The organism is Bradyrhizobium sp. AUGA SZCCT0431, from assembly GCF_018131065.1.
Taxonomy (GTDB): Bacteria; Pseudomonadota; Alphaproteobacteria; order Rhizobiales; family Xanthobacteraceae; genus Bradyrhizobium.
Genome location: NZ_JAFCLR010000053.1, coordinates 1 through 18,687, shown reverse-complemented (window position 1 = coordinate 18,687; position 18,687 = coordinate 1). Strand labels below are relative to the sequence as shown.

At 63.5% G+C, this 18,687-nt stretch carries 16 protein-coding genes; 8 read left to right on the top strand and 8 right to left on the bottom strand.

Annotated elements, in window-relative coordinates; translation table 11 throughout:
* Window positions 1-28: 28 nt before the first annotated feature.
* Genes JQ567_RS33830 through cysG form a run of 4 tightly spaced genes read right to left on the bottom strand, consistent with a single transcriptional unit; the run spans window position 29 to window position 3,964 of the window.
* The gene (locus JQ567_RS33830; RefSeq protein WP_212442834.1) at window positions 29-544 is read right to left on the bottom strand and encodes a DUF934 domain-containing protein; all 516 of its coding nucleotides are present in this window, start codon (window positions 542-544) and stop codon (window positions 29-31) included.
* Window positions 531-2,186 (bottom strand): nitrite/sulfite reductase, encoded by a 1,656-nt coding sequence (locus tag JQ567_RS33825; protein ID WP_211999726.1) that lies wholly within the window; start codon window positions 2,184-2,186, stop codon window positions 531-533. Before JQ567_RS33825 ends, JQ567_RS33830 begins: the two co-directional genes overlap by 14 nt.
* A 12-nt stretch (window positions 2,187-2,198) precedes the next feature.
* On the bottom strand, window positions 2,199-2,516 hold the full coding sequence (locus JQ567_RS33820) for a DUF2849 domain-containing protein (RefSeq protein WP_192737192.1): 318 nt from the start codon (window positions 2,514-2,516) through the stop codon (window positions 2,199-2,201).
* Window positions 2,513-3,964 carry a siroheme synthase CysG gene (gene cysG / locus JQ567_RS33815; protein ID WP_212442833.1) on the bottom strand — a complete coding sequence of 484 codons (1,452 nt, stop codon included), beginning with the start codon at window positions 3,962-3,964 and terminating at the stop codon, window positions 2,513-2,515. Before cysG ends, JQ567_RS33820 begins: the two co-directional genes overlap by 4 nt.
* Window positions 3,965-4,218: 254 nt before the next feature.
* Between cysG and cysD the strand changes: the two genes are divergently transcribed.
* The 3 genes from cysD (at window position 4,219) to JQ567_RS33800 (ending at window position 9,247) form a co-directional block, all read left to right on the top strand.
* Window positions 4,219-5,013 carry a sulfate adenylyltransferase subunit CysD gene (gene cysD / locus JQ567_RS33810; RefSeq protein ID WP_212270115.1) on the top strand — a complete coding sequence of 265 codons (795 nt, stop codon included), beginning with the start codon at window positions 4,219-4,221 and terminating at the stop codon, window positions 5,011-5,013.
* Between the two features lie 21 nt (window positions 5,014-5,034).
* Entirely contained in the window at window positions 5,035-6,951 is a 1,917-nt protein-coding gene (gene cysC / locus JQ567_RS33805) for an adenylyl-sulfate kinase (protein WP_212442832.1), read from the top strand.
* A gap of 133 nt (window positions 6,952-7,084) precedes the next feature.
* Entirely contained in the window at window positions 7,085-9,247 is a 2,163-nt protein-coding gene (locus tag JQ567_RS33800; protein ID WP_212442831.1) for a malate synthase G, read from the top strand.
* 27 nt (window positions 9,248-9,274) lie between these two features.
* On the opposite strand, the gene JQ567_RS33795 is transcribed toward JQ567_RS33800, so the two are convergent.
* Complete coding sequence (locus JQ567_RS33795) at window positions 9,275-10,963, bottom strand: methyl-accepting chemotaxis protein (RefSeq protein WP_212442830.1); 1,689 nt, start codon at window positions 10,961-10,963, stop codon at window positions 9,275-9,277.
* Between the two features lie 266 nt (window positions 10,964-11,229).
* Between JQ567_RS33795 and JQ567_RS33790 the strand changes: the two genes are divergently transcribed.
* Window positions 11,230-11,430, top strand: a complete 201-nt coding sequence (locus JQ567_RS33790) for a CsbD family protein (protein WP_212442829.1) — start codon at window positions 11,230-11,232, stop codon at window positions 11,428-11,430.
* Window positions 11,431-11,484: 54 nt separating this feature from the next.
* Here the strand turns inward: JQ567_RS33790 and JQ567_RS33785 are convergent, their stop codons facing one another.
* Complete coding sequence (locus JQ567_RS33785; protein ID WP_211999735.1) at window positions 11,485-11,640, bottom strand: Thivi_2564 family membrane protein; 156 nt, start codon at window positions 11,638-11,640, stop codon at window positions 11,485-11,487.
* A gap of 195 nt (window positions 11,641-11,835) precedes the next feature.
* Between JQ567_RS33785 and JQ567_RS33780 the strand changes: the two genes are divergently transcribed.
* The gene (locus tag JQ567_RS33780) at window positions 11,836-13,929 is read left to right on the top strand and encodes a methyl-accepting chemotaxis protein (protein ID WP_212442828.1); all 2,094 of its coding nucleotides are present in this window, start codon (window positions 11,836-11,838) and stop codon (window positions 13,927-13,929) included.
* A gap of 155 nt (window positions 13,930-14,084) precedes the next feature.
* Here JQ567_RS33780 and JQ567_RS33775 read toward each other — a convergent pair whose 3' ends face one another.
* Both JQ567_RS33775 and JQ567_RS33770 read right to left on the bottom strand, forming a co-directional pair.
* Window positions 14,085-14,720 carry a DUF2865 domain-containing protein gene (locus tag JQ567_RS33775; protein WP_212442827.1) on the bottom strand — a complete coding sequence of 212 codons (636 nt, stop codon included), beginning with the start codon at window positions 14,718-14,720 and terminating at the stop codon, window positions 14,085-14,087.
* A gap of 26 nt (window positions 14,721-14,746) precedes the next feature.
* Window positions 14,747-15,508, bottom strand: coding sequence for a L,D-transpeptidase (locus tag JQ567_RS33770; RefSeq protein WP_212442826.1), 762 nt, complete (start codon window positions 15,506-15,508; stop codon window positions 14,747-14,749).
* A 526-nt stretch (window positions 15,509-16,034) separates the two neighbouring features.
* On the opposite strand from JQ567_RS33770, the gene JQ567_RS33765 reads away from it, so the two are divergent.
* From JQ567_RS33765 to JQ567_RS33755, 3 genes are all read left to right on the top strand, one after another.
* The gene (locus tag JQ567_RS33765; protein ID WP_212442859.1) at window positions 16,035-17,087 is read left to right on the top strand and encodes an AI-2E family transporter; all 1,053 of its coding nucleotides are present in this window, start codon (window positions 16,035-16,037) and stop codon (window positions 17,085-17,087) included.
* Window positions 17,088-17,168: 81 nt separating this feature from the next.
* Window positions 17,169-17,537, top strand: a complete 369-nt coding sequence (locus tag JQ567_RS33760; RefSeq protein ID WP_212442825.1) for a YqjD family protein — start codon at window positions 17,169-17,171, stop codon at window positions 17,535-17,537.
* A 133-nt stretch (window positions 17,538-17,670) separates the two neighbouring features.
* A complete protein-coding gene (locus JQ567_RS33755) occupies window positions 17,671-18,111 on the top strand; it encodes a hypothetical protein (RefSeq protein ID WP_212442824.1) in 441 nt (146 codons plus the stop codon).
* The last annotated feature ends 576 nt before the right edge of the window (window positions 18,112-18,687 follow it).

Here is an 18,687-nt window from a genome sequence, read left to right as displayed (position 1 = left end):
TCTATCACTGCCTGGGGTACGAGCGCGTTCACTGGCCGGCACTCTCCGAATGACGCAGCTGCATCCGCCGATGCAGCGCGGTGAGGCGGCCGTCGCCGGTCGGCTGGTAGAACACCGAATAGCTTTTTGCGGTAGAGGCAAACGCCTCGGCGTCGCTGTCCTTCTTCACTTCGAACGTGTCGAAGCCGGCGCGCAACATGAACACGAACTGATCACGCAACACCTGACCGGTGGCACGCAATTCGCCGTCGAAGCCGTGACGTTCGCGCAGCAGGCGCGCCTGGCTGTAGGCGCGGCCGTCGCGAAACGAGGGAAACACCAGCGCCACCGCGGCCAGCCGGCCGAGATACGGCACGAGATCGTCGAGGTCGCGGTTGTTCGGCCAGATCACGCCGACCTTGCCGGCGCGCTTCAGAAAGGCTTCCGGATCCTCAAGGAACCGCGCCGCCGGAACCAGGATCGCGCCATCGCCGGGCAACTCGGCGCCGTCGGCAACATGGACGAACAGATCGGTGGTGATTCTACCCTGCTTAACGAGTGGCATAGACCCGCTCCTTGAATGGCTCGACACCCAGGCGCTTCACCGCATCCACGAACAACTCCTCGGGGCGGTCGCGCAGTGCCAGATAGGCTTCGACGATATCCTCGATCACATCGGCGACTTCCGCATAGGGAATCGCCGGGCCGATCAGCGTACCCATCTGCGCGCCCTCGTCGGCGCGGCCGCCGATGGTGATCTGGTAGAATTCCTCGCCGTTCTTCTCGACGCCGAGAATGCCGATATGGCCGACGTGGTGATGGCCGCAGGCGTTGATGCAGCCCGAGATGTTGATGTGCAGCCGCCCGATCAGTTCGGCCGTATCGTGATTGGCGAAGCGACGCGTCAGCTCCTGCGCGATCGGGATCGATCGCGCATTGGCCAGCGAGCAATAGTCCAGCCCTGGGCAGGCGATGATGTCGGTGACCAGATTGACGTTCGGCGTCGCGAGCCCGATCCGGTCGAGCGCCTTCCATAGCTGCGGCAGGTCGCGCTTGGCGACATGCGGCAGGCACAGATTCTGTTCGTGGCCGACGCGGATTTCACCGAAGGAGTAGCGGTCGGCGAGATCGGCGACCGCGTCCATCTGGTCGGAGGTGGCGTCGCCGGGCGGTGCGCCCACCGGCTTCAGCGACAGCGTCACGATCGAATAGCCCTGCACCTTGTGCGGGAACACCGAGTTCCTGCGCCAGCGTTCGAACAGCGGATCATGCGCGGCCTGTTTCAGCTCGTCCGGCATGTGCGGCAGCTTTTCATAGGCCGGATAGGAGAAGCGCGAACGCACCTCCTCGATGACGGAATGGTCGAGCGTCAATCCGACGTCGCCCATCTGCTTCCATTCCTCGTCGACCTCGCGCGCGAACTTCTCGATGCCGAGCTCGTGCACCAGGATCTTGATGCGTGCCTTGTAGATGTTGTCGCGGCGGCCGTACTGGTTGTAGACCCGCAGGATCGCCTCGACATAGCTCAGGATGTCGCGGCCATGCACGAACGGCTTGATGGTCTTGCCGATGAACGGCGTGCGGCCGAGACCGCCGCCGACCAGCACCTCAAAGCCGGTTTCGCCTTCCGCATTCTTGTACAGGCGCAGCCCGATGTCATGCACCTTGATCGCCGCGCGGTCGTGCTCGGATGCCGTGATGGCGATTTTGAACTTGCGCGGCAGGAACGAAAATTCCGGATGCAGCGTGGTGTGCTGGCGCAGGATCTCCGACCAGATGCGGGGATCCTCGACCTCGCCCGGCGCGACGCCGGCCCACTGGTCCGAGGTCACGTTGCGCATGTTGTTGCCGGACGTCTGCATCGCATGGATGCCGACCTCGGCAAGGTCCGCGAGCGCGTCCGGCAATTCGGCGAGCTTGATCCAGTTGAACTGGATGTTCTGCCTTGTGGTGAAATGGCCATAGCCGCGGTCGTAGCGGCGTCCGACACGGGCCAGCGCGCGCAACTGCTTGGACGACAGCGTGCCGTAGGGGATCGCGACGCGGAACATGTAGGCGTGCAGTTGCAGATAGACGCCGTTCTGCAGGCGCAGCATCTTGAATTCGTCCTCGGTGAGCTCGCCGGAGAGGCGGCGCTTCACCTGGTCGCGGAATTCAGACACGCGTTCGTTGATCAGCGTGCGATCGAGTTCGTCATATGCGTACATGATGGATGCGCCTTACGCCGGAACCGGAAGCAGATCGATGGTGAGGCCTTCCGACCGGATATGTTCGCGGAGATTGCCGGGCTTGATCTCGCCGCCGTCCTTGAGTTCGACCGGCGCGATATAGGGGCCGATCGCGCCGACGTCATCGGCGGTGGCTTCACCAAGCAGTGTTCGCGCCTCATCCGAGGTGCGCACGATCGCGGCGTCCGACAGATTCGCCGACCAGCCTTGCTGCGCGGTGCGATAGATCACGACGCCATCCCAGGTGCGATTGGCGGTGACCATCGAAGGCCCCGTGATCTTGATCTTTTGTTGTAACGGAGAAGTCATTCTGCAGCATCCCTCAATTCGGAGATCACTTGATCGAGATCGGCAAGGTTTGAACTAGCAAGGCGCCACGGCGCGGAATGCGCGACCACGTCACCGATGATGAGGACGGCGGGACCGCCGTCGATTTGCTCGACCAGCGCCGGCAAATGTTCGAGCGTGCCGACCACCGCCTGGGCGTCCGGCCGCGTCACCCGCGCGAACACGCCGACCGGCGTTTGCGGCAAGCGTCCGGCGGCGAGCAGGCCCGCACGGATCGCGGGTGCCGCGGTCATGCCCATATAGACCACGATGGTCATCTTCTTGTCTGTCAGCACCGACCAGTCGACGGTTTCGGCGTCCCTCGCCTTGTGGGCGGTGAGGAAGGTGATGCGCAGCGCCTCGTGGCGATAGGTCAGCGGCGCCTCGAATTGCGCGGCGGCGCCCAATCCAGCGGTGATGCCCGGCACCACCGAATAGGCGACGCCTGCCGCACGCAACACTTCGATTTCCTCGCCGCCGCGGCCGAAGATGAAGGGATCGCCGCCCTTCAGCCGCACCGCGCGCTGGCCTGATCTGGCTGCCTCGATCAGCAGTTTGTTGATCGCATCCTGGCCGATGCCGGGCTTGCCGACGCGGCGGCCGACCGGAATGCGCGAGGCATCGCGGCGCACGCGATCGAGAATCTCCGGCGATACCAGTTCGTCGTAGAACACGACGTCGGCATCCTGCAGCGCGCGCAGCGCCTTGATGGTGAGCAGATCCGGATCGCCCGGGCCGGCACCGACCAGCGTCACCCGGCCCTCGGCCCTGCCCTGATCATTGGCACCGGCGAATGACGAGGGGTCAGCGATCGCCTGCAGTTCCTTCTCGGCTTCGTCCTTGCGCCCGGCCAGCACCAGCGCGCCGATCGGGCCGTCGATCACGCGTTCCCAGAAACGCCGGCGCAACGAAAATTCGGGGATCCGCGCATGCATCGCTTTGCGAAAGCCGCCGATGAAGTTGGCGAGGTCGCCGATCCGCGCCGGCAGGACAGCCTCGATAGACTCTCGCACGCGGCGCGCCACGACCGGCGAAGTGCCGCCGGTGCCGACGGCAACGACGACGTCGCCGCGATCGACAATGGCGGGAAAGATGAAAGTCGAATGGACGAGGTCGTCCATCACATTGACGGGCAGTCCGACCGCCTTGGCGCGTACCGACATCGCCACGCCAATGTCGCCGGCACCGGCGCAGAGGATCGCGATCACACCAGCCAGATCGGCGGTGAGCGGATCACCGGCATCAGGCTCGATCCGCGCCACGTCCTCAGCGGCAAGGCCGGAGAGGTCCTGATCGCCGTCGGTCGCGAACCAGCGGACCTGCGCACCGGCAGCGGCGAGCAAGCGCAATTTGGCGCGTGCGAGGTCGCCCGCTCCAACGAGCAGCACCTTGCCGCTTTGCAGATCCAAAAACACAGGCAGATAGCGCATCAGATACTCGCTTCCCCAACTTGGGGGTTGACTGAAATTATTTTCTATTTATCTCTCGATCAAGGCCTGCAAAGAGAAAATTATTTCTTCTCTATTGCGGTGCAACTTTAGAATTTTTCCACTCTCAAGTCCAAGGCCAAGAGATGCATCTTCTCAACAAGGAATCCGGCGGACACGGGTTGCAGCCCGCGGCCTTCAACCAGGCCTCATCCGCGCCCAAAATTCTGGCCCATGGGCAGCTGCCGCCGCCCTCGATGGACCATCTCGACGAGCTCGAGGCGCAGAGCATCTACATCCTGCGCGAGGCGTTCGCGCGTTTGAAGAAGCTGGCGCTGCTGTGGTCGCTGGGCAAGGATTCCAACGTCATGATCTGGCTGGCGCGCAAGGCCTTCTTCGGCCGCGTGCCGTTCCCGGCCTTGCATGTCGACACCGGCAAGAAATTTGCCGAGATGTATGCGTTCCGCGATCGCTTCGGCAAGGAATGGGAACTCGATCTCAAGATCGAGCCCTGCCCGTCGATCGACGCCGTCGATCCGACACTGCCCCCGGCCGCGCGTTCCGCCGCCCGCAAGACCGAAGGCCTCAAATGGGCGCTGACCAAATACGGTTTTGACGGATTGATCGCCGGCATTCGCCGCGACGAGGAAGCCACCCGTGCCAAGGAGCGCGTGTTCTCGCCGCGCGGCCTCGAAGGCGGCTGGGACGTGCGCGATCAGCCCCCGGAATTCTGGGACCATTTCAACGCCTCGCCGCCGCAAGGCGCGCATTTGCGCATCCACCCGATCCTGCATTGGACCGAGGCCGACATCTGGGCCTACACCAAGCGCGAGAACATTCCGATCATCCCGCTGTATCTGTCGAAGGACGGCAAGCGCTATCGCTCGCTGGGAGATCAGGACATCACCAATCCGGTGGCGTCGACCGCTTCCAGCATCGATGAGATCCTGACCGAACTCGACGGCACCAAGGTGCCGGAACGTGCGGGCCGCGCGCTCGATCACGAAACCGAAGATGCATTCGAGCGGCTGCGTGTCGCCGGTTATCTCTGACGATTAGGTGTGAGTGCTGCGATGAACATGATCCTCCCCTCAAGCGTATTGGCGACACCCAACGGCACGACGCGGCCGCAGATTCGCATCGTCATCGTCGGCCATGTCGACCACGGCAAATCCACCCTCGTCGGCCGCCTGCTGCATGAAACCGGCAGCCTGCCCGAGGGCAAGCTGGAAATGCTCAAAGCCGTCAGCGCGCGGCGCGGCATGCCGTTCGAATGGTCGTTCCTGCTCGACGCGCTGCAGACCGAGCGCGACCAGGGCATCACCATCGACACCACGCAGATCCGCTTCCGCACCCGCTCGCGCGACGTGGTGCTGATCGATGCGCCCGGCCACGCCGAATTCCTGCGCAACATGATCACCGGCGCCTCGCAGGCCGACGGTGCGGTGCTGATCATCGACGCGCTGGAAGGCGTGCGCGACCAGACCCGGCGGCACGGCTATCTGCTGCATCTGCTCGGCATCAAGCAGGTTGCCGTCGTCGTCAACAAGATGGATCGCGTCGACTTCAGCGCGGAACGTTTCAAGGAGATCAGCGATGAGATTTCTTCGCATCTGATCGGCCTCGGCGTGACGCCGTCGGCGGTGATTCCGATATCCGCGCGCGACGGCGACGGCGTTGCCGAACGCACGCCGCGGATCTCTTGGTACCAGGGGCCGAGCGTCGTCGAGGCGCTCGATGCGCTCGAACCGGCACGGCCGCTGGAGCAGCTGGCGCTGCGGCTGCCGGTGCAGGCGATCTACAAATTCGACGATCGCCGCATCGTCGCCGGCCGCATCGAATCCGGCAGTCTCAGCGCCGGCGATGAGATCGTCATCATGCCCGCCGGCAAGATCGCGAAGATCAAGACCGTTGAGAGCTGGCCGATGACCCCGGTCAACGGCAGCCACGGCGCCGGCCGGTCGGTCGGCATCACGCTCGACCGTGAATTGTTCATCGAACGCGGCGATGTGATCGCCCATGCCGGCGCGATCCCGCGCGATACGCGGCGGATTCGCGCCCGGATTTTCTGGCTGCACGACAAGCCGCTCGCCAAGGGCGAGCAGATCCTGATCCGCCTCGGCACCCGCGAAAGCCGCGCTCATGTGGTCGCGATCGAGAAGGCGGTGGATCCCGGCGAACTCTCCAATGAGGAGACCAAGTCGATCGCGCGCAATCACGTCGGCGAAATCGACATTTCGCTGGCGCAGCCGGTCGCGGCTGATCCCTATCAGGACAATCCGCGCACCGGACGGCTGGTGATCGAAGTCAATGGCCGCATTGCCGGCGGCGGTCTCGTGCTGTCGGTCGACGCCGGACAACGCGCCGTTCCCATCGACATCGTTCCGGTGGAATCCGCGCTGCGTCCCGAGGAACGCTCGGCGCGCTATCGCCACAACGGCGCGGTGATCTGGCTGACCGGATTGCCCGGTTCGGGCAAATCGACGCTGGCCCGCGCACTGGAGCGGCGGCTGTTCGGCAATGGCGGTTCGCCCATCCTGCTCGACGGCGACACGCTGCGCGCCGGCCTCAATGGCGATCTCGGTTTTTCGGCGCAGGATCGCACCGAAAATATCCGAAGGCTCGCCGAAGTCGCGACCCATCTGGCTCGCAACGGCCACATCGCCATCGTCGCCGCCGTATCACCTTCCTCTGAGGATCGTGCCGCGGCGCGCCGCATTGCGGACGCCGCATTCCGCGAAATCTATGTCGCGACACCGGCCGAAGTCTGCGAGAGCCGCGACCCCAAGGGTCATTACGCCAAGGCACGCGCAGGCACGCTGCAATCCTTCACCGGGATCGGCAAAGACTATCAGCCGCCGACCCAGAGCGAGCTGCGGATCGACACTTCGACCCGATCGGTGGCGGACGCCACCGACGCGATCGAACAGATGCTGGCCGAGACCGGCGTTCTGTTCGACGAATTGGTGGATCTGGCGGCCAATATCTAGGCTTTTTGGGGCCTTCTCATCGACCCGGCTTTAGCGCTAAAAGGCAGTTGAAAACTGCCCTTTGGCGCGCTTTTTGCTGCTTTCATCCCTGAAAGCCACCCATCAACGCCGTTTCTGCCCGAGAAAGCCCATCATGAATCGTGTCGATGCCCACGGATTGAAGATCGCCCCTGAACTGTTCGATTTCATCGCCAAGGAGGCGACCCCCAAAACCGGGATTTCCCCCGACGCATTCTGGGCCGGGCTTGCCGCCATCATCGCCAAATTGGGACCGAAAAACCGCGAGCTGCTCGCGGTCCGCGACGCGCTGCAGGCCAAGATCGACGCCTGGCACCGCGCCAACAAGGGCAAGGCGTTCGACATGAACGCCTATACCGCCTTCCTCAAGGAGATCGGCTACCTCTTGCCGGAGCCCGCGACCCAAAAGGTCGAAACATCTGACGTCGACGAGGAAATCGGCAAGATCTGCGGACCGCAGCTCGTCGTTCCGCTGACCAACGCCCGCTATGCCTTGAACGCGGCGAATGCCCGCTGGGGCAGCCTGTATGATGCTTTCTATGGCACCGATGCGATCCCGCACGAGGCGAGCGAGAGCGGCAAGGGCTACAACAAGGCGCGCGGCGACAAGGTGATCGCCAAGGCCAAGGCGTTCCTCGACGCCGCCGCGCCGCTCGCGACCGGCAGCCACACCGACGTGACGTCCTACAGCGTGATCGCGGGCCAGCTCGCGGTCAAACTGAAGAGCGGCAACGCCACCGCGCTGAAGTCTGCCGAGCAGTTCGCCGGCTACCTCGGCGCCCCTGACGCGCCGACCGCGATCCTGCTGGTCAATAACGGCATGCATGTCGAGGTCAAAATCGACCGCAGCAGCACCATCGGCAAGGACGATCCGGCCGGCGTCGCCGACATGATCCTGGAATCGGCGGTCTCGACCATCCTCGACATGGAAGACAGCGTCGCCGCCGTCGATGCCGAGGACAAGGTGCTGGTCTATCGCAACACGCTCGGCCTGATGGACGGCACGCTGTCGGCGGATTTCGACAAGGGCGGCAAGACGCTCAAGCGTTCGCTCAACCCTGACCGCGTTTACAAGACGCCCGACGGCAAGGACCTGACCTTGCACGGCCGCAGCCTGCTATTGATGCGCAATGTCGGCCATCACATGTTCACCGACGCCGTGCTGGACTCAAAGGGGGAGGAGATTCCGGAAGGCCTGCTGGACGCCGCGGTGGCCGGCCTGCTCGCGATCCACGATCTCAAGGGCTCTTCGAAGACGAAGAACAGCCGCACCGGCTCGGTCTATATCGTCAAGCCGAAGATGCACGGCCCCGACGAGGTCGCGCTGACCTGTGAGCTGTTCGGCGAGGTCGAGAAGATGCTGTCGCTGCCGGAGAACACCATGAAGGTCGGCATCATGGACGAGGAGCGCCGCACCACGGTCAACCTCAAGGCCTGCATCCAGAACGCCTCGAAGCGCATCTGCTTCATCAACACCGGCTTCCTCGACCGCACCGGCGACGAGATCCACACCTCGATGGAAGCGGGTCCGATGATCCGCAAGAACGACATGAAGGCGCAGCCCTGGATCAAGGCCTATGAAGACTGGAACGTCGACATGGGCCTGATCGATGGCCTGCCCGGCCATGCCCAGATCGGCAAGGGCATGTGGGCAGCCCCCGACAAGATGGCCGACATGCTGACGCAGAAGCTCGGCCATCCGCAGGCCGGCGCCACCACCGCCTGGGTGCCGTCACCGACCGCCGCCACGCTGCACGCGCTGCATTATCATCAGATCAACGTGCAGGCGCGCCAGCAGGAACTCGCCAAAGGCGGCCAGCGCGCGAAACTTTCCGACATCCTCACCATTCCAGTGTCGCAGTCGAACTGGGCCCCCGACGACGTGAAGCAGGAGATCGACAACAACTGCCAGGGCATTTTGGGCTACGTCGTGCGCTGGATCGACCAGGGCGTCGGGTGCTCCAAGGTGCCCGACATCCATGACGTCGGCCTGATGGAAGACCGCGCTACCTTGCGCATTTCCAGCCAGCATCTGGCGAACTGGCTGCATCAGGGTGTCATCACCAAGGATCAGGTGATGGAGTCGCTGAAGCGCATGGCGGTCGTGGTCGACGGTCAGAACAAGGGTGATGCGCTGTACCGGCCGATGGCCCCTGGCTTCGACGGCATCGCCTTCAAGGCGGCGTGCGACCTGGTGTTCAAGGGCCGCGAGCAGCCGAACGGCTACACCGAATACATCCTCACCGCCCGCCGCCGCGAAGCCAAGGCGGCCGGCTGACCGGCCGGCCTGAGTTCCGTTCGGATATCAGGCCGCGCGTATCGTCTGCAGGAATTTGCCGACTTCGAGTTTGAGGGAATTGCCTTCCTGCACGAGCGAACGGGCAGAACCATGGACCTGTTCGGCCGCCGCCTGGGTGTCGACCGAACCACGGCTGACATCGGCGAGGCAGCCGCCGACCTCGATGGCGCCCTCGGCCGCCTGCTGGACGTTGCGCGCGATCTCCTGCGTCGCGGTGCCCTGCTGTTCGACAGCCGCGGCGATCGCCGTTGAAATTTCGGAGATCTGCCCGATCGTGCCGCCGATCGCCTTGATCGCGGACACCGACTGCTCCGTTGCCGACTGCATCTGGGTGATCTGGGCGCCGATTTCCTCGGTCGCCTTGGCGGTTTGGGCGGCAAGCGCTTTGACCTCGGAAGCCACCACCGCAAAGCCGCGGCCCGCCTCGCCGGCGCGCGCCGCTTCGATCGTCGCATTGAGCGCCAGAAGATTGGTCTGCTCGGCCACCGCCGCGATCAGCTTGACGACTTCGCCGATGCGGCCGGCCGCCCGCGACAGTTCCGCGATCCGCTCATTGGTCTGCTCGGCCTGACGCACGGCTGCATGGGTGATGTCTTCCGATTGCTTCACCTGGCGGCCGATTTCGGTCACCGAGGAAGCCATCTGCTCCGAAGCGGCAGCCGCCGATTGCGCATTGGCCGAGGAACGGTCGGATGCGGATGCCGCCTCTGCCGTATGCTTGTGGCTGGTTTCGGCCGTCCTGGTCAAGCTGCCGGCGGCGAGTTCGATTTCGGAAGAGGCCGATGAGACGGCCTCGATGATCTTGCCGATCGCCTGCTCGAAGCCGTCAGCGACCTGGCTCATCGCCAGCTTGCGTTCTTCCTCCGCCCTGAGCTTGAGGCCGGCCTGCTCGGATTCCATGGCCTGAACGCGCAGCGCGTTCTCCCTGAACACCTGGACGGCGCGGGCAATGGCGCCGACTTCATCCGTTCGTTTGAGGGACGGTATTTCAATATCCAATCCGCCGCCGGCGAGCCGTGCCATCACGCCGGTCATGCGGGTCATCGGCCGGATCACACCGAGGCCGACGCCGACGAGGCCGCCGCCGATGATCAGGAACACCAGGCCCGAGATGCCCCACAGAATAACGTTGAACGTGCCGACACGCTGGGTCGCGGCACTCTCAATGGCCGCGTTGTCGTCAGTGGTCTTCTTGACGATTTCGTCGATCAGGGCGCGGTGCGCGAGATAGGCGGCGGAGATTTCCGAATACGCCTTTGCCGCGGCGGCGGCGTCTGCCTTGGCCAGGGCCGGCAGGAACGCCTGCTCGATGGCGGTCCAGAAGCGCTGCACCTCGCGATGCGAATCCACAACGAACTTTGCCTTGACCACAGGCTCGAGGTCCGACCTCACCCAGAACTCGTGGCGCTCGTCATATTCCTTTTTCAATTGCTTCAGCCGCTCGCGACGGTTGGCGAGTTCGGACGGATTGTTCAAGGCAAGGGTGGCTTCGAGATACGACTCGATGACGTATTCCGGCGGCGGCAGGATGTCGGCGATCAGATCGTTGCCGAGCTTGAGCTTGTTGTAGAGGGGGCCGCCGACCTTGACCTCGCTGAGCGCGAAGAGGCCGGTGAAGACCACGGCCCCCAGACCGATTGCCGTGACAAGGCCGAACAGGACTATGGCGCGCGTGATCGTCAAACGAAGCTTCATTGCCGGCGTATCCTCAAAATTGATGTGGTTCCGCTCTACGGGCCGAACTTAAATTCCCTTGAAACGCGAGAACTATTCACTACTCGCGTTAACGTTCAGTTTGTCTTCGCATGCAACCGCGGTTCCGCAGCCGGTCGAACGCCCCGTTTAAATACGGGAGGCGGCGCGCGATCTGTCGCAGGGCTGGTGCCGCTTTGCCGGACTGCAGGAACGATTGGATCGTGCGCCCGTTGAGAATTCATCTCAACTCACAGGGAGAGATGACGATGGATTGGAACCGGGTTGAAGGAAACTGGAAACAGTTCAAGGGCGCCGCCAAGGAGAAATGGGGCAAGCTCACCGACGACGATCTCAATGTGATCGAAGGCCGCCGTGAGCAACTCGAAGGCAAGCTGCAGCAACGCTATGGCTTCGCCAAGGACCAGATCCACAAGGACGTGGACGATTGGTTCAAGACCCTGAGATAATCACTCCAAGATGAAAAGCCCCGGCAGTGCCGGGGCTTTTTGTTGCGGTGGCCGTTAGATCACCGCGATGTATTTCAACAGCGAGATCACGCCGAGGATGATCACGACGACTCGCGCGATCTGTTTGGCGCGGCCATCAAGCGGCAGCAGGTTGATGAGATAGAGAACGAGGATAACGACGAGAAACGTGACGAGTACGCTGACGAGCATGCGGCCCCCCTCGGGCTGGAATAGCGCTGTTGGTATTTTGTTAACGTGTCAGGTCACATTGGGTTCCGGACGGGGAACCTGCGTGCAAACATAAAAACTTCAACCATTTCAATGGTTCCGTAGTTCTACTACGCCGGCGCTGTCTAAGTATTTACCCTTTTCCCCCCAAATGACCGCGGCTTTGGGGGAAGCATCATGTTGAACCGTCTGACCGTATCCACGCTGCTGAAGACCGTCATCCTGGCCACCGCCTTCTGCATCGTGGTGGGGTTCTCGCTCAACGCCTGGGATGCCTGGGGCCGCCTGCAGGTGGCAAACCGCATCTCGGTGGTCACCGACGCATCCGCCAATATGTTCAAGGCGATGCATAATCTGCGCACCGACCGCTCCACGACCAACCGGCTGTTGAATACCGATGCGCCGATGGACAGCGATATCGAAAAATATCTGCGCAACATTCGCGATACGCAAATGCCCGCCTTGAGCAACGCGCTGACGTTGCTCCCGTCGATTGAATTCGCACAAGCCCCCGCTCTGGTCCCTGAGCTCGATCGTCTGTTCAAGAAGCTGAGCACGCAGCAGAAGGAGTTCTGGGACGAGGTGAGCAAGCCGAAGGCCTCCCGTCGTCCGACGCTAGGCAAGGAATACATGGAGACGGCGACCGCGCTGCTGGAGACGCTGGACAAATTGTCCGCAGCGCTTTCCACCGTGGTCAACCATCAGGACCCGATGATTGACCAATTGCTGGCGATCAAGCAGATCGCCTGGCTGCTCCGCAATACCGCAGGCGAAGCATCGCTGCTGGTTTCCAACGGGCTCTCCACGGGAAAGGCGGCGCCGGAAGCACAGCTCAAATACCTGAAATACTCCGGCGGCACCGAGACCGCATGGAACGCGCTGGAATTGACGTCCTCGGGAATGCAGTTGCCGCCGGCGCTTGCCGCCGCGATAGCCGCGACCAAGACCGCCTATTTCGAACCGGACTATATCGCTTTGCGCGATCGCCTGATGACGACGATGGTCGCCGGCGGGAAGCCCGAACTGACCGCAAACCAGTGGACGCCGATTACGGTCGGGCGCCTCGGCAGCGCGGTCAAGGTCGCCGAAACGGCGCTCGACGCCGCCCGGGACCACACCGTGATGCAATATTCCTCGGCCCGCCGCGCGCTGGTGGTGCAACTGGTGCTGCTCATCGGTGCGTTGATGTTGACGTTCGCCGCGTTGATTCTCGTCACCCGCCGCGTCATCAAGCCGCTGCACAATATGCGCGACGCCATGCTGAAAGTCGCTGCTGGCGACCTCACGGTCGACACCGGCTATGCGGTGCGCAAGGATGAAATCGGTGCGCTCGCCGGCGCGCTGGAGACGTTCAAGCAGCAGGCCGAAGACAAGGTCCGGATCGAGGCGCAGGAGCGTGAACGCAATGCCGGCGCCACAGCGCGGCAGCAGGCGATCGAAAGCTATGTCGGCGAATTCGAGAGCCTGGTGCGCCGGACGCTCGACCAGCTGGGCGACGCGTCCGGCCAGATGCGGACCACCTCGGACGGCCTGTCCGCGGTTTCCCGCCAGACCAACGCGCGGGTTGAGGTTGCCGAAAAGGCCTCCAGCGAAGCCTCGATGAGCGTCGAGACGGTCGCGGCCGCGTCGGAAGAACTGAGCGCCTCGATCAACGACATCAGCCAGCAGGCCGCGCACGCCGCCGGCATTGCCAGCCGCGCGGTGAGCCAGGCGCGTGAGACCGACGGCACCGTGCAGGGCCTTGCCGCATCCGCCGGCCGGATCGGCGAAGTCGTCGGGCTGATCAATTCGATCGCCGCCCAGACCAACCTCTTGGCGCTGAATGCGACCATCGAGGCCGCCCGCGCCGGTGAAGCCGGCCGCGGCTTTGCGGTGGTGGCTTCCGAAGTCAAATCGCTGGCGAGCCAGACCGCGAAGGCGACCGAGGAAATCTCGGAGCAGATCTCCGACATTCAGAAGGTCGCGAATGAGGCGATCGAGGCCATCAAGGGCATCGGCGGCATCATCGGCGAGGTCAACGAGGTCGCGACCGCGATTGCGGCCGCCGTGCAGGAACAGGGCGCCGCGACGCAGGAGATCACGCGCAGCACGCAATTCGCCGCCCAGGGCACCAAGAACGTCTCCGACAACATCTCGGGCGTGAAGACCGACGCCGATGCGGCAGCTGCCGCCGCCGACGACGTCAAGCACGCCTCCGAGACGCTGGAAACGCAGAGCAAGCAATTGGGTACTCAGGTCACTCAGTTCCTCGGCAATATCCGCGCGGCCTGATTATTTCAATGGAAGCCGTCATGCCCGGGCTTGACCCGGGCATCCATTCATCTTCACAAGAGCCCTGCGAGGGGGATGGATTGCCGGGCATAGGCGAGCGGAAGCGACGCCGTCCTTCGGACGGCTATGCCCGGCAATGACGGATAGAGCTTCCATCACTCCCGCGCCACCACCGGCACGCGTTCGTACTTCGCGCGCAGCTTGTCCGAGGCGGGTGAGAAGTTCAGTTCGGCGCCGCGCTTGTCGGCGCTGCGGCCGGCCACCAGCAAACCGTTTTCGCCGGCGACGATGTCGCCCTTGCGCAAGGTTGGATCGGCCTCGATCCTGACCGGCGCGAGCCCGATCTGATCCTTGCCGTTGCAGGTGCACCCGGCCACGAGCTCATTGCGATAGCGGAACGCGTTCGGCAGTTCCGAATAGGGCTTTCCGTTCTCGGCGGCGGCATTGTCGATGTTGCTGCCATAGAACACTTTGGTCTCGCTGGCCGGGCAGAAGCTGTCGCAGGACGCCGCACGGCTGGCATTGTCGGAGGCCGTCACGGGGAAATAGCGCCCGTCGCAGGTACGCACGCAAAACGCCTGACCACCGCCGCCATAACGCCGCGTCTCGCCGCGCTGAACCGGCATCGGTCCGCCGTCGTTCACAAACGGCAACGAAATATTAGGTCCCCTCGCCCGGCCCATGCCGCCGAACAGGGCCGAGAAGAAGTCCTGGGCATCCGCCGCAGGCGCCAGCGTGGAAGCGCCTGCCAAAGCCGCCGCGCCCAGGATTGCCATTCTACTCACGGCCATTCACGTCTCCCATTACGTTCGGCCGCTCAGTTGAGCTGCGACGCCGTCAAATTCATTGCCTGCCGCCCCGAGGGCGGCGTCGTCAGCGCCGGACGCACCGGCCGCACGCTGATGGTGGTGCGCGTTTCCATGCGCGGCGCGTTCTTCGGCAGCACCACGACCCTGGTGCCGACATCGACCCGGCTGAACAGATCGCTGACGTCCTCGTTGGTCAGGCGGATGCAGCCTGAGGAAACGAACTTGCCGATCGTCGAGGGATCGTTGGTGCCGTGGATGCGGTACTGGCTGGAGCCGAGATACATCGCCCGGGCGCCGAGCGGATTGCCGGGGCCTCCGGCCATGAAACGCGGCAGATAGGGCTGGCGCGCGATCATCTCCGCCGGCGGATGCCAATCCGGCCACTCCGCCTTGCGGCTGATGGTCTGTACGCCGGACCAGGTAAAGCCTTCGCGGCCGACACCGACGCCGTAGCGAACGGCGCGGCCCTGGCCGAGCACGTAATACAGCGCGGTGTTGCCGGTATCGATCACGATGGTGCCGGGCGCCTCCGACGTGTTGAAAGCGACGACGGCGCGGCGCAACCGCTCCGGCACAACGCCCGCGTCGGGCGTTGCCGGCTCAACCATCACCTCATCGGCGGGAAACGAGTTTGGCTGGGTGGACGCATAACCCAGCATCTGCGCGCTTGCCGCGGTGGAGAATACCGAGGGGGCCAGCACCATGGTGCTGATGAAGACAAGCGCGTGCGTTACGCGCGACTGACGCCGGCGATGAGAGGACTGTGTCATGGGACTGCCCCGGTTGGATACGCATCGTGTGATGCTCTGAATTGGCAACGCGACCGGGGCGGCACAGTTCCCTGCGGCTCAAATTGACAGGCCTGCTGTCAAGCGCGCCGGTGTTCACGCTTCCGCGATGGAACTTCTGCTCCCGGCGCTTGTTGGGGCGGTTGAGAATTCGGTTCGCGGGGCGACGTCGCGGCTGCCATGTGAACACCGCCTCGCGCGGGGGAGAATCGTTGTGCGCGTATTGCCCCCCAAGCCTTCACCTCTCAAGCCTTCGCCTCTCAAGCCTTTGCCTGAAGAACGCAGGGCGCCTGAAGATCGCAAGGCACCGTCCAATGAAAGCAAGCCGACGGAACGCAAGCCATCCGACCGCAAGCCTTCTGACAACAAGTCCTCTGACAACACGTCCTCTGACAACACGTCCTCTGACAACAAGTCCTCTGACAACAAGTCCTCCGATCGCAAGACCTCCGACCAAAGGGCTTCGCCGGGCGACCGCCAGAAAGCCAATGCGTCAGAAGGCAAGCCGCTGCCCGACAGCAATGTCGAACTGCCCCCGCTGATCAGCCGCGCCGAAATCGTCGCCTTTTCGCTGGTATCGCTGCTGATCATCTGCATCGTCGCCGTGCTCTACGTCGCGAAAGCGTTCTTCCTGCCGATCACGATGGCGTTCATCGTCGGTACGATGCTGTCGCCGGCGGCGAGCTTCCTCGAGCGCTATCGCATCCCCCGTGCGCTGGGCGCCGTCCTGATCGTGGCCGCCGTCGTCACCGGCGCAGCCTTCATGGTCGGCCTGATTGCATCGCCGGTGATGGAATGGAGCAGCAAGCTTCCGGAATTGGGGGCGGAGCTGAAGGAAAAAATGCACGTCTTCGACCGGCCGCTGGCGCTGTGGCAGCAGCTGCAAGGCATGCTCGGCAGCTCCGACACGCTGGCAACCTTCCACATGCCGAAATTCGAATGGGTGCAGCCGACGCTCGAATTCCTGTCACCGACCTTCGCCGAGTTCCTGCTGTTCGTCGCCACCCTGATCCTGTTCATCGCGAGCTGGAAGGATCTGCGCCGGGCCATGGTGATGAATTTCGGTGACCGGCCGGTACGGTTGCGAACGCTGCGGATCCTCAACGCGATCGAGGAGCACCTGGGCAGCTATCTGATCATGGTGACGATGATCAATGTCGGCGTCGGCATCGCAACCGGCATCATCTGCGCAGTCACGGGCATGCCCAATCCGGCGGGGCTTGGCGCGCTGGCCGCGACATTGAACTACATTCCGATCATCGGACCGGTCGCGATGTTCGTCGTGCTGGTCGTGGTCGGCCTTGTTGCCTTCCCGACGATCAGTGCGGGGCTGCTCGCGCCGCTGCTGTTCGCCGCGATGACCTTCCTCGAGGGCCATTTCGTCACGCCGACGATTGTCGGCCGCAGGCTCGAGCTCAACGCGCTGGCGGTATTCATCGCGCTGGCGTTCTGGACCTGGCTGTGGGGACCGATGGGCGCGTTCCTGGCGTCGCCTATCCTGATCGTCGCGCTGATCCTCAAGGAGCATCTGATGCCGGTCAATTCGCCGCAGTTGCCCTAGAATCAAAGGGTTTCGCAGCAGGAACTTCCGCTTCGGGCGGACGTTTCCCCGATACGCAAATTTAGTACCCGGGAGCTTTTGATGTCGATGACGAATGGCGACGCCGCAAAGAACCTGACGGATAAAGCGACCTACGAACGCCTGGAAAAGGATGTAACCGCCGTGAAAAACGATATCGCAGCCCTCACCGACCAGATCACCGATGCGCTCAACAGTTTTGCCGGCACCGCGGGCAAGCAGGCGCGCCGCGGCTACAGGCAGGCGCGCGCCAATGCGGAACAGGCGGTGGACGACATGTCCGAGCGCGGCAGCGCCATGATGGACGCGGCTCAGGATGCGGCCTCCTCGATCGAGGAATCGCTGGAAGACGTCATCACGCAGCGGCCGCTGGCAACCGTCGGCCTCGCACTCGGCGTGGGCTTCCTGCTCGGCGCAATGTGGCGCCGGTAATCCGGCGATGCCGGTAATCCGGCGATGATGGCAATGATGACCCGCGCCGGAAAGCCAGCCTTCATCTCCCGATGGCGGCGCTGGCGCGAGGTCGTTTCGTTTATTGATGTTCTTTTCAGATCGAGGCCGGCCCATGTTTCAGCGACTGATCGATGACTTCAAGGATTCGACCGGCACTGCGCTCCGGCTGACCTCGCTGGCGGCAGCAGCCGCGGTTGCCTTGCTCGTCACCACATCGTTCCTGTGCGCGGCCGCCTTCATCTTCGTGCTGGAGAAGTACGGCCCCGTTTATGCTTGCCTGACCGGCGCCGGCATCTTCTTCGTGGTGACGATGATCGCGGCGATCTCCTACATGGTGCGCAAGAAACAGATCGAGACGCGCGTCAAGGAGACGACAAAATCCGCCGCTCAAACCATGCTGGCCGACCCGATGCTGGTCGCCGCCGGCATCCAGGTGGTGCGCGCGATCGGCATCAAGAAACTGATTCCGATTCTCGCGATCGGCGGCCTCGCGCTCGGATTTTTGGCCAGCCGCGGCCAGAGCCAGGCCGGTGGCGAGGCGCCGGCGGAGTAGGTTCGCACTCTCTCCGCATGTCGTCCCGGCGAACGCCGGGACCCATACGCCGCGGCGGCTGTTGTTTGCAGAAGATCTCTAACGCCAGCGCTCTAATCGATGGGTCGCGGCGTATGGGTCCCGGCTCAAGGCCGGGACGACGTGGATGGGTCATCGCAAACGCGCCTTCGCGTTCTCGCGACGCATTGCGCCCGAGCTTTGCCAGAAATCTCCTTGCCCTCGAAAATGAGGGCACAGGGAAGACCGGGTGCGCGCTGCACCCGCGGTCCCGTGTGCGATTTGCACAAAACAAGGTGCACACGAGCATACAGGGCAGCGGAGAACACCCGGCCTTCCCTGCGCAATGGCTTTACGGCTTATATCGTGCTCTCCCTGGTGAACGGGCTTTCTTGCCACCATTGCCCGCAAGAAGCGTTTGGCTCCTCACGAACGTGACGCCAGCAACGGGGCGCCAGGACCACACGACTTCGCCGTACGCTTCCGCCACGTTCGTCGTCGCGACATCAGCGTCCACCGCAACCCGCCCAACGTCCGTGACGACGGCCGACGCCCTCTGAGTGGGACGGGATGGCCAAA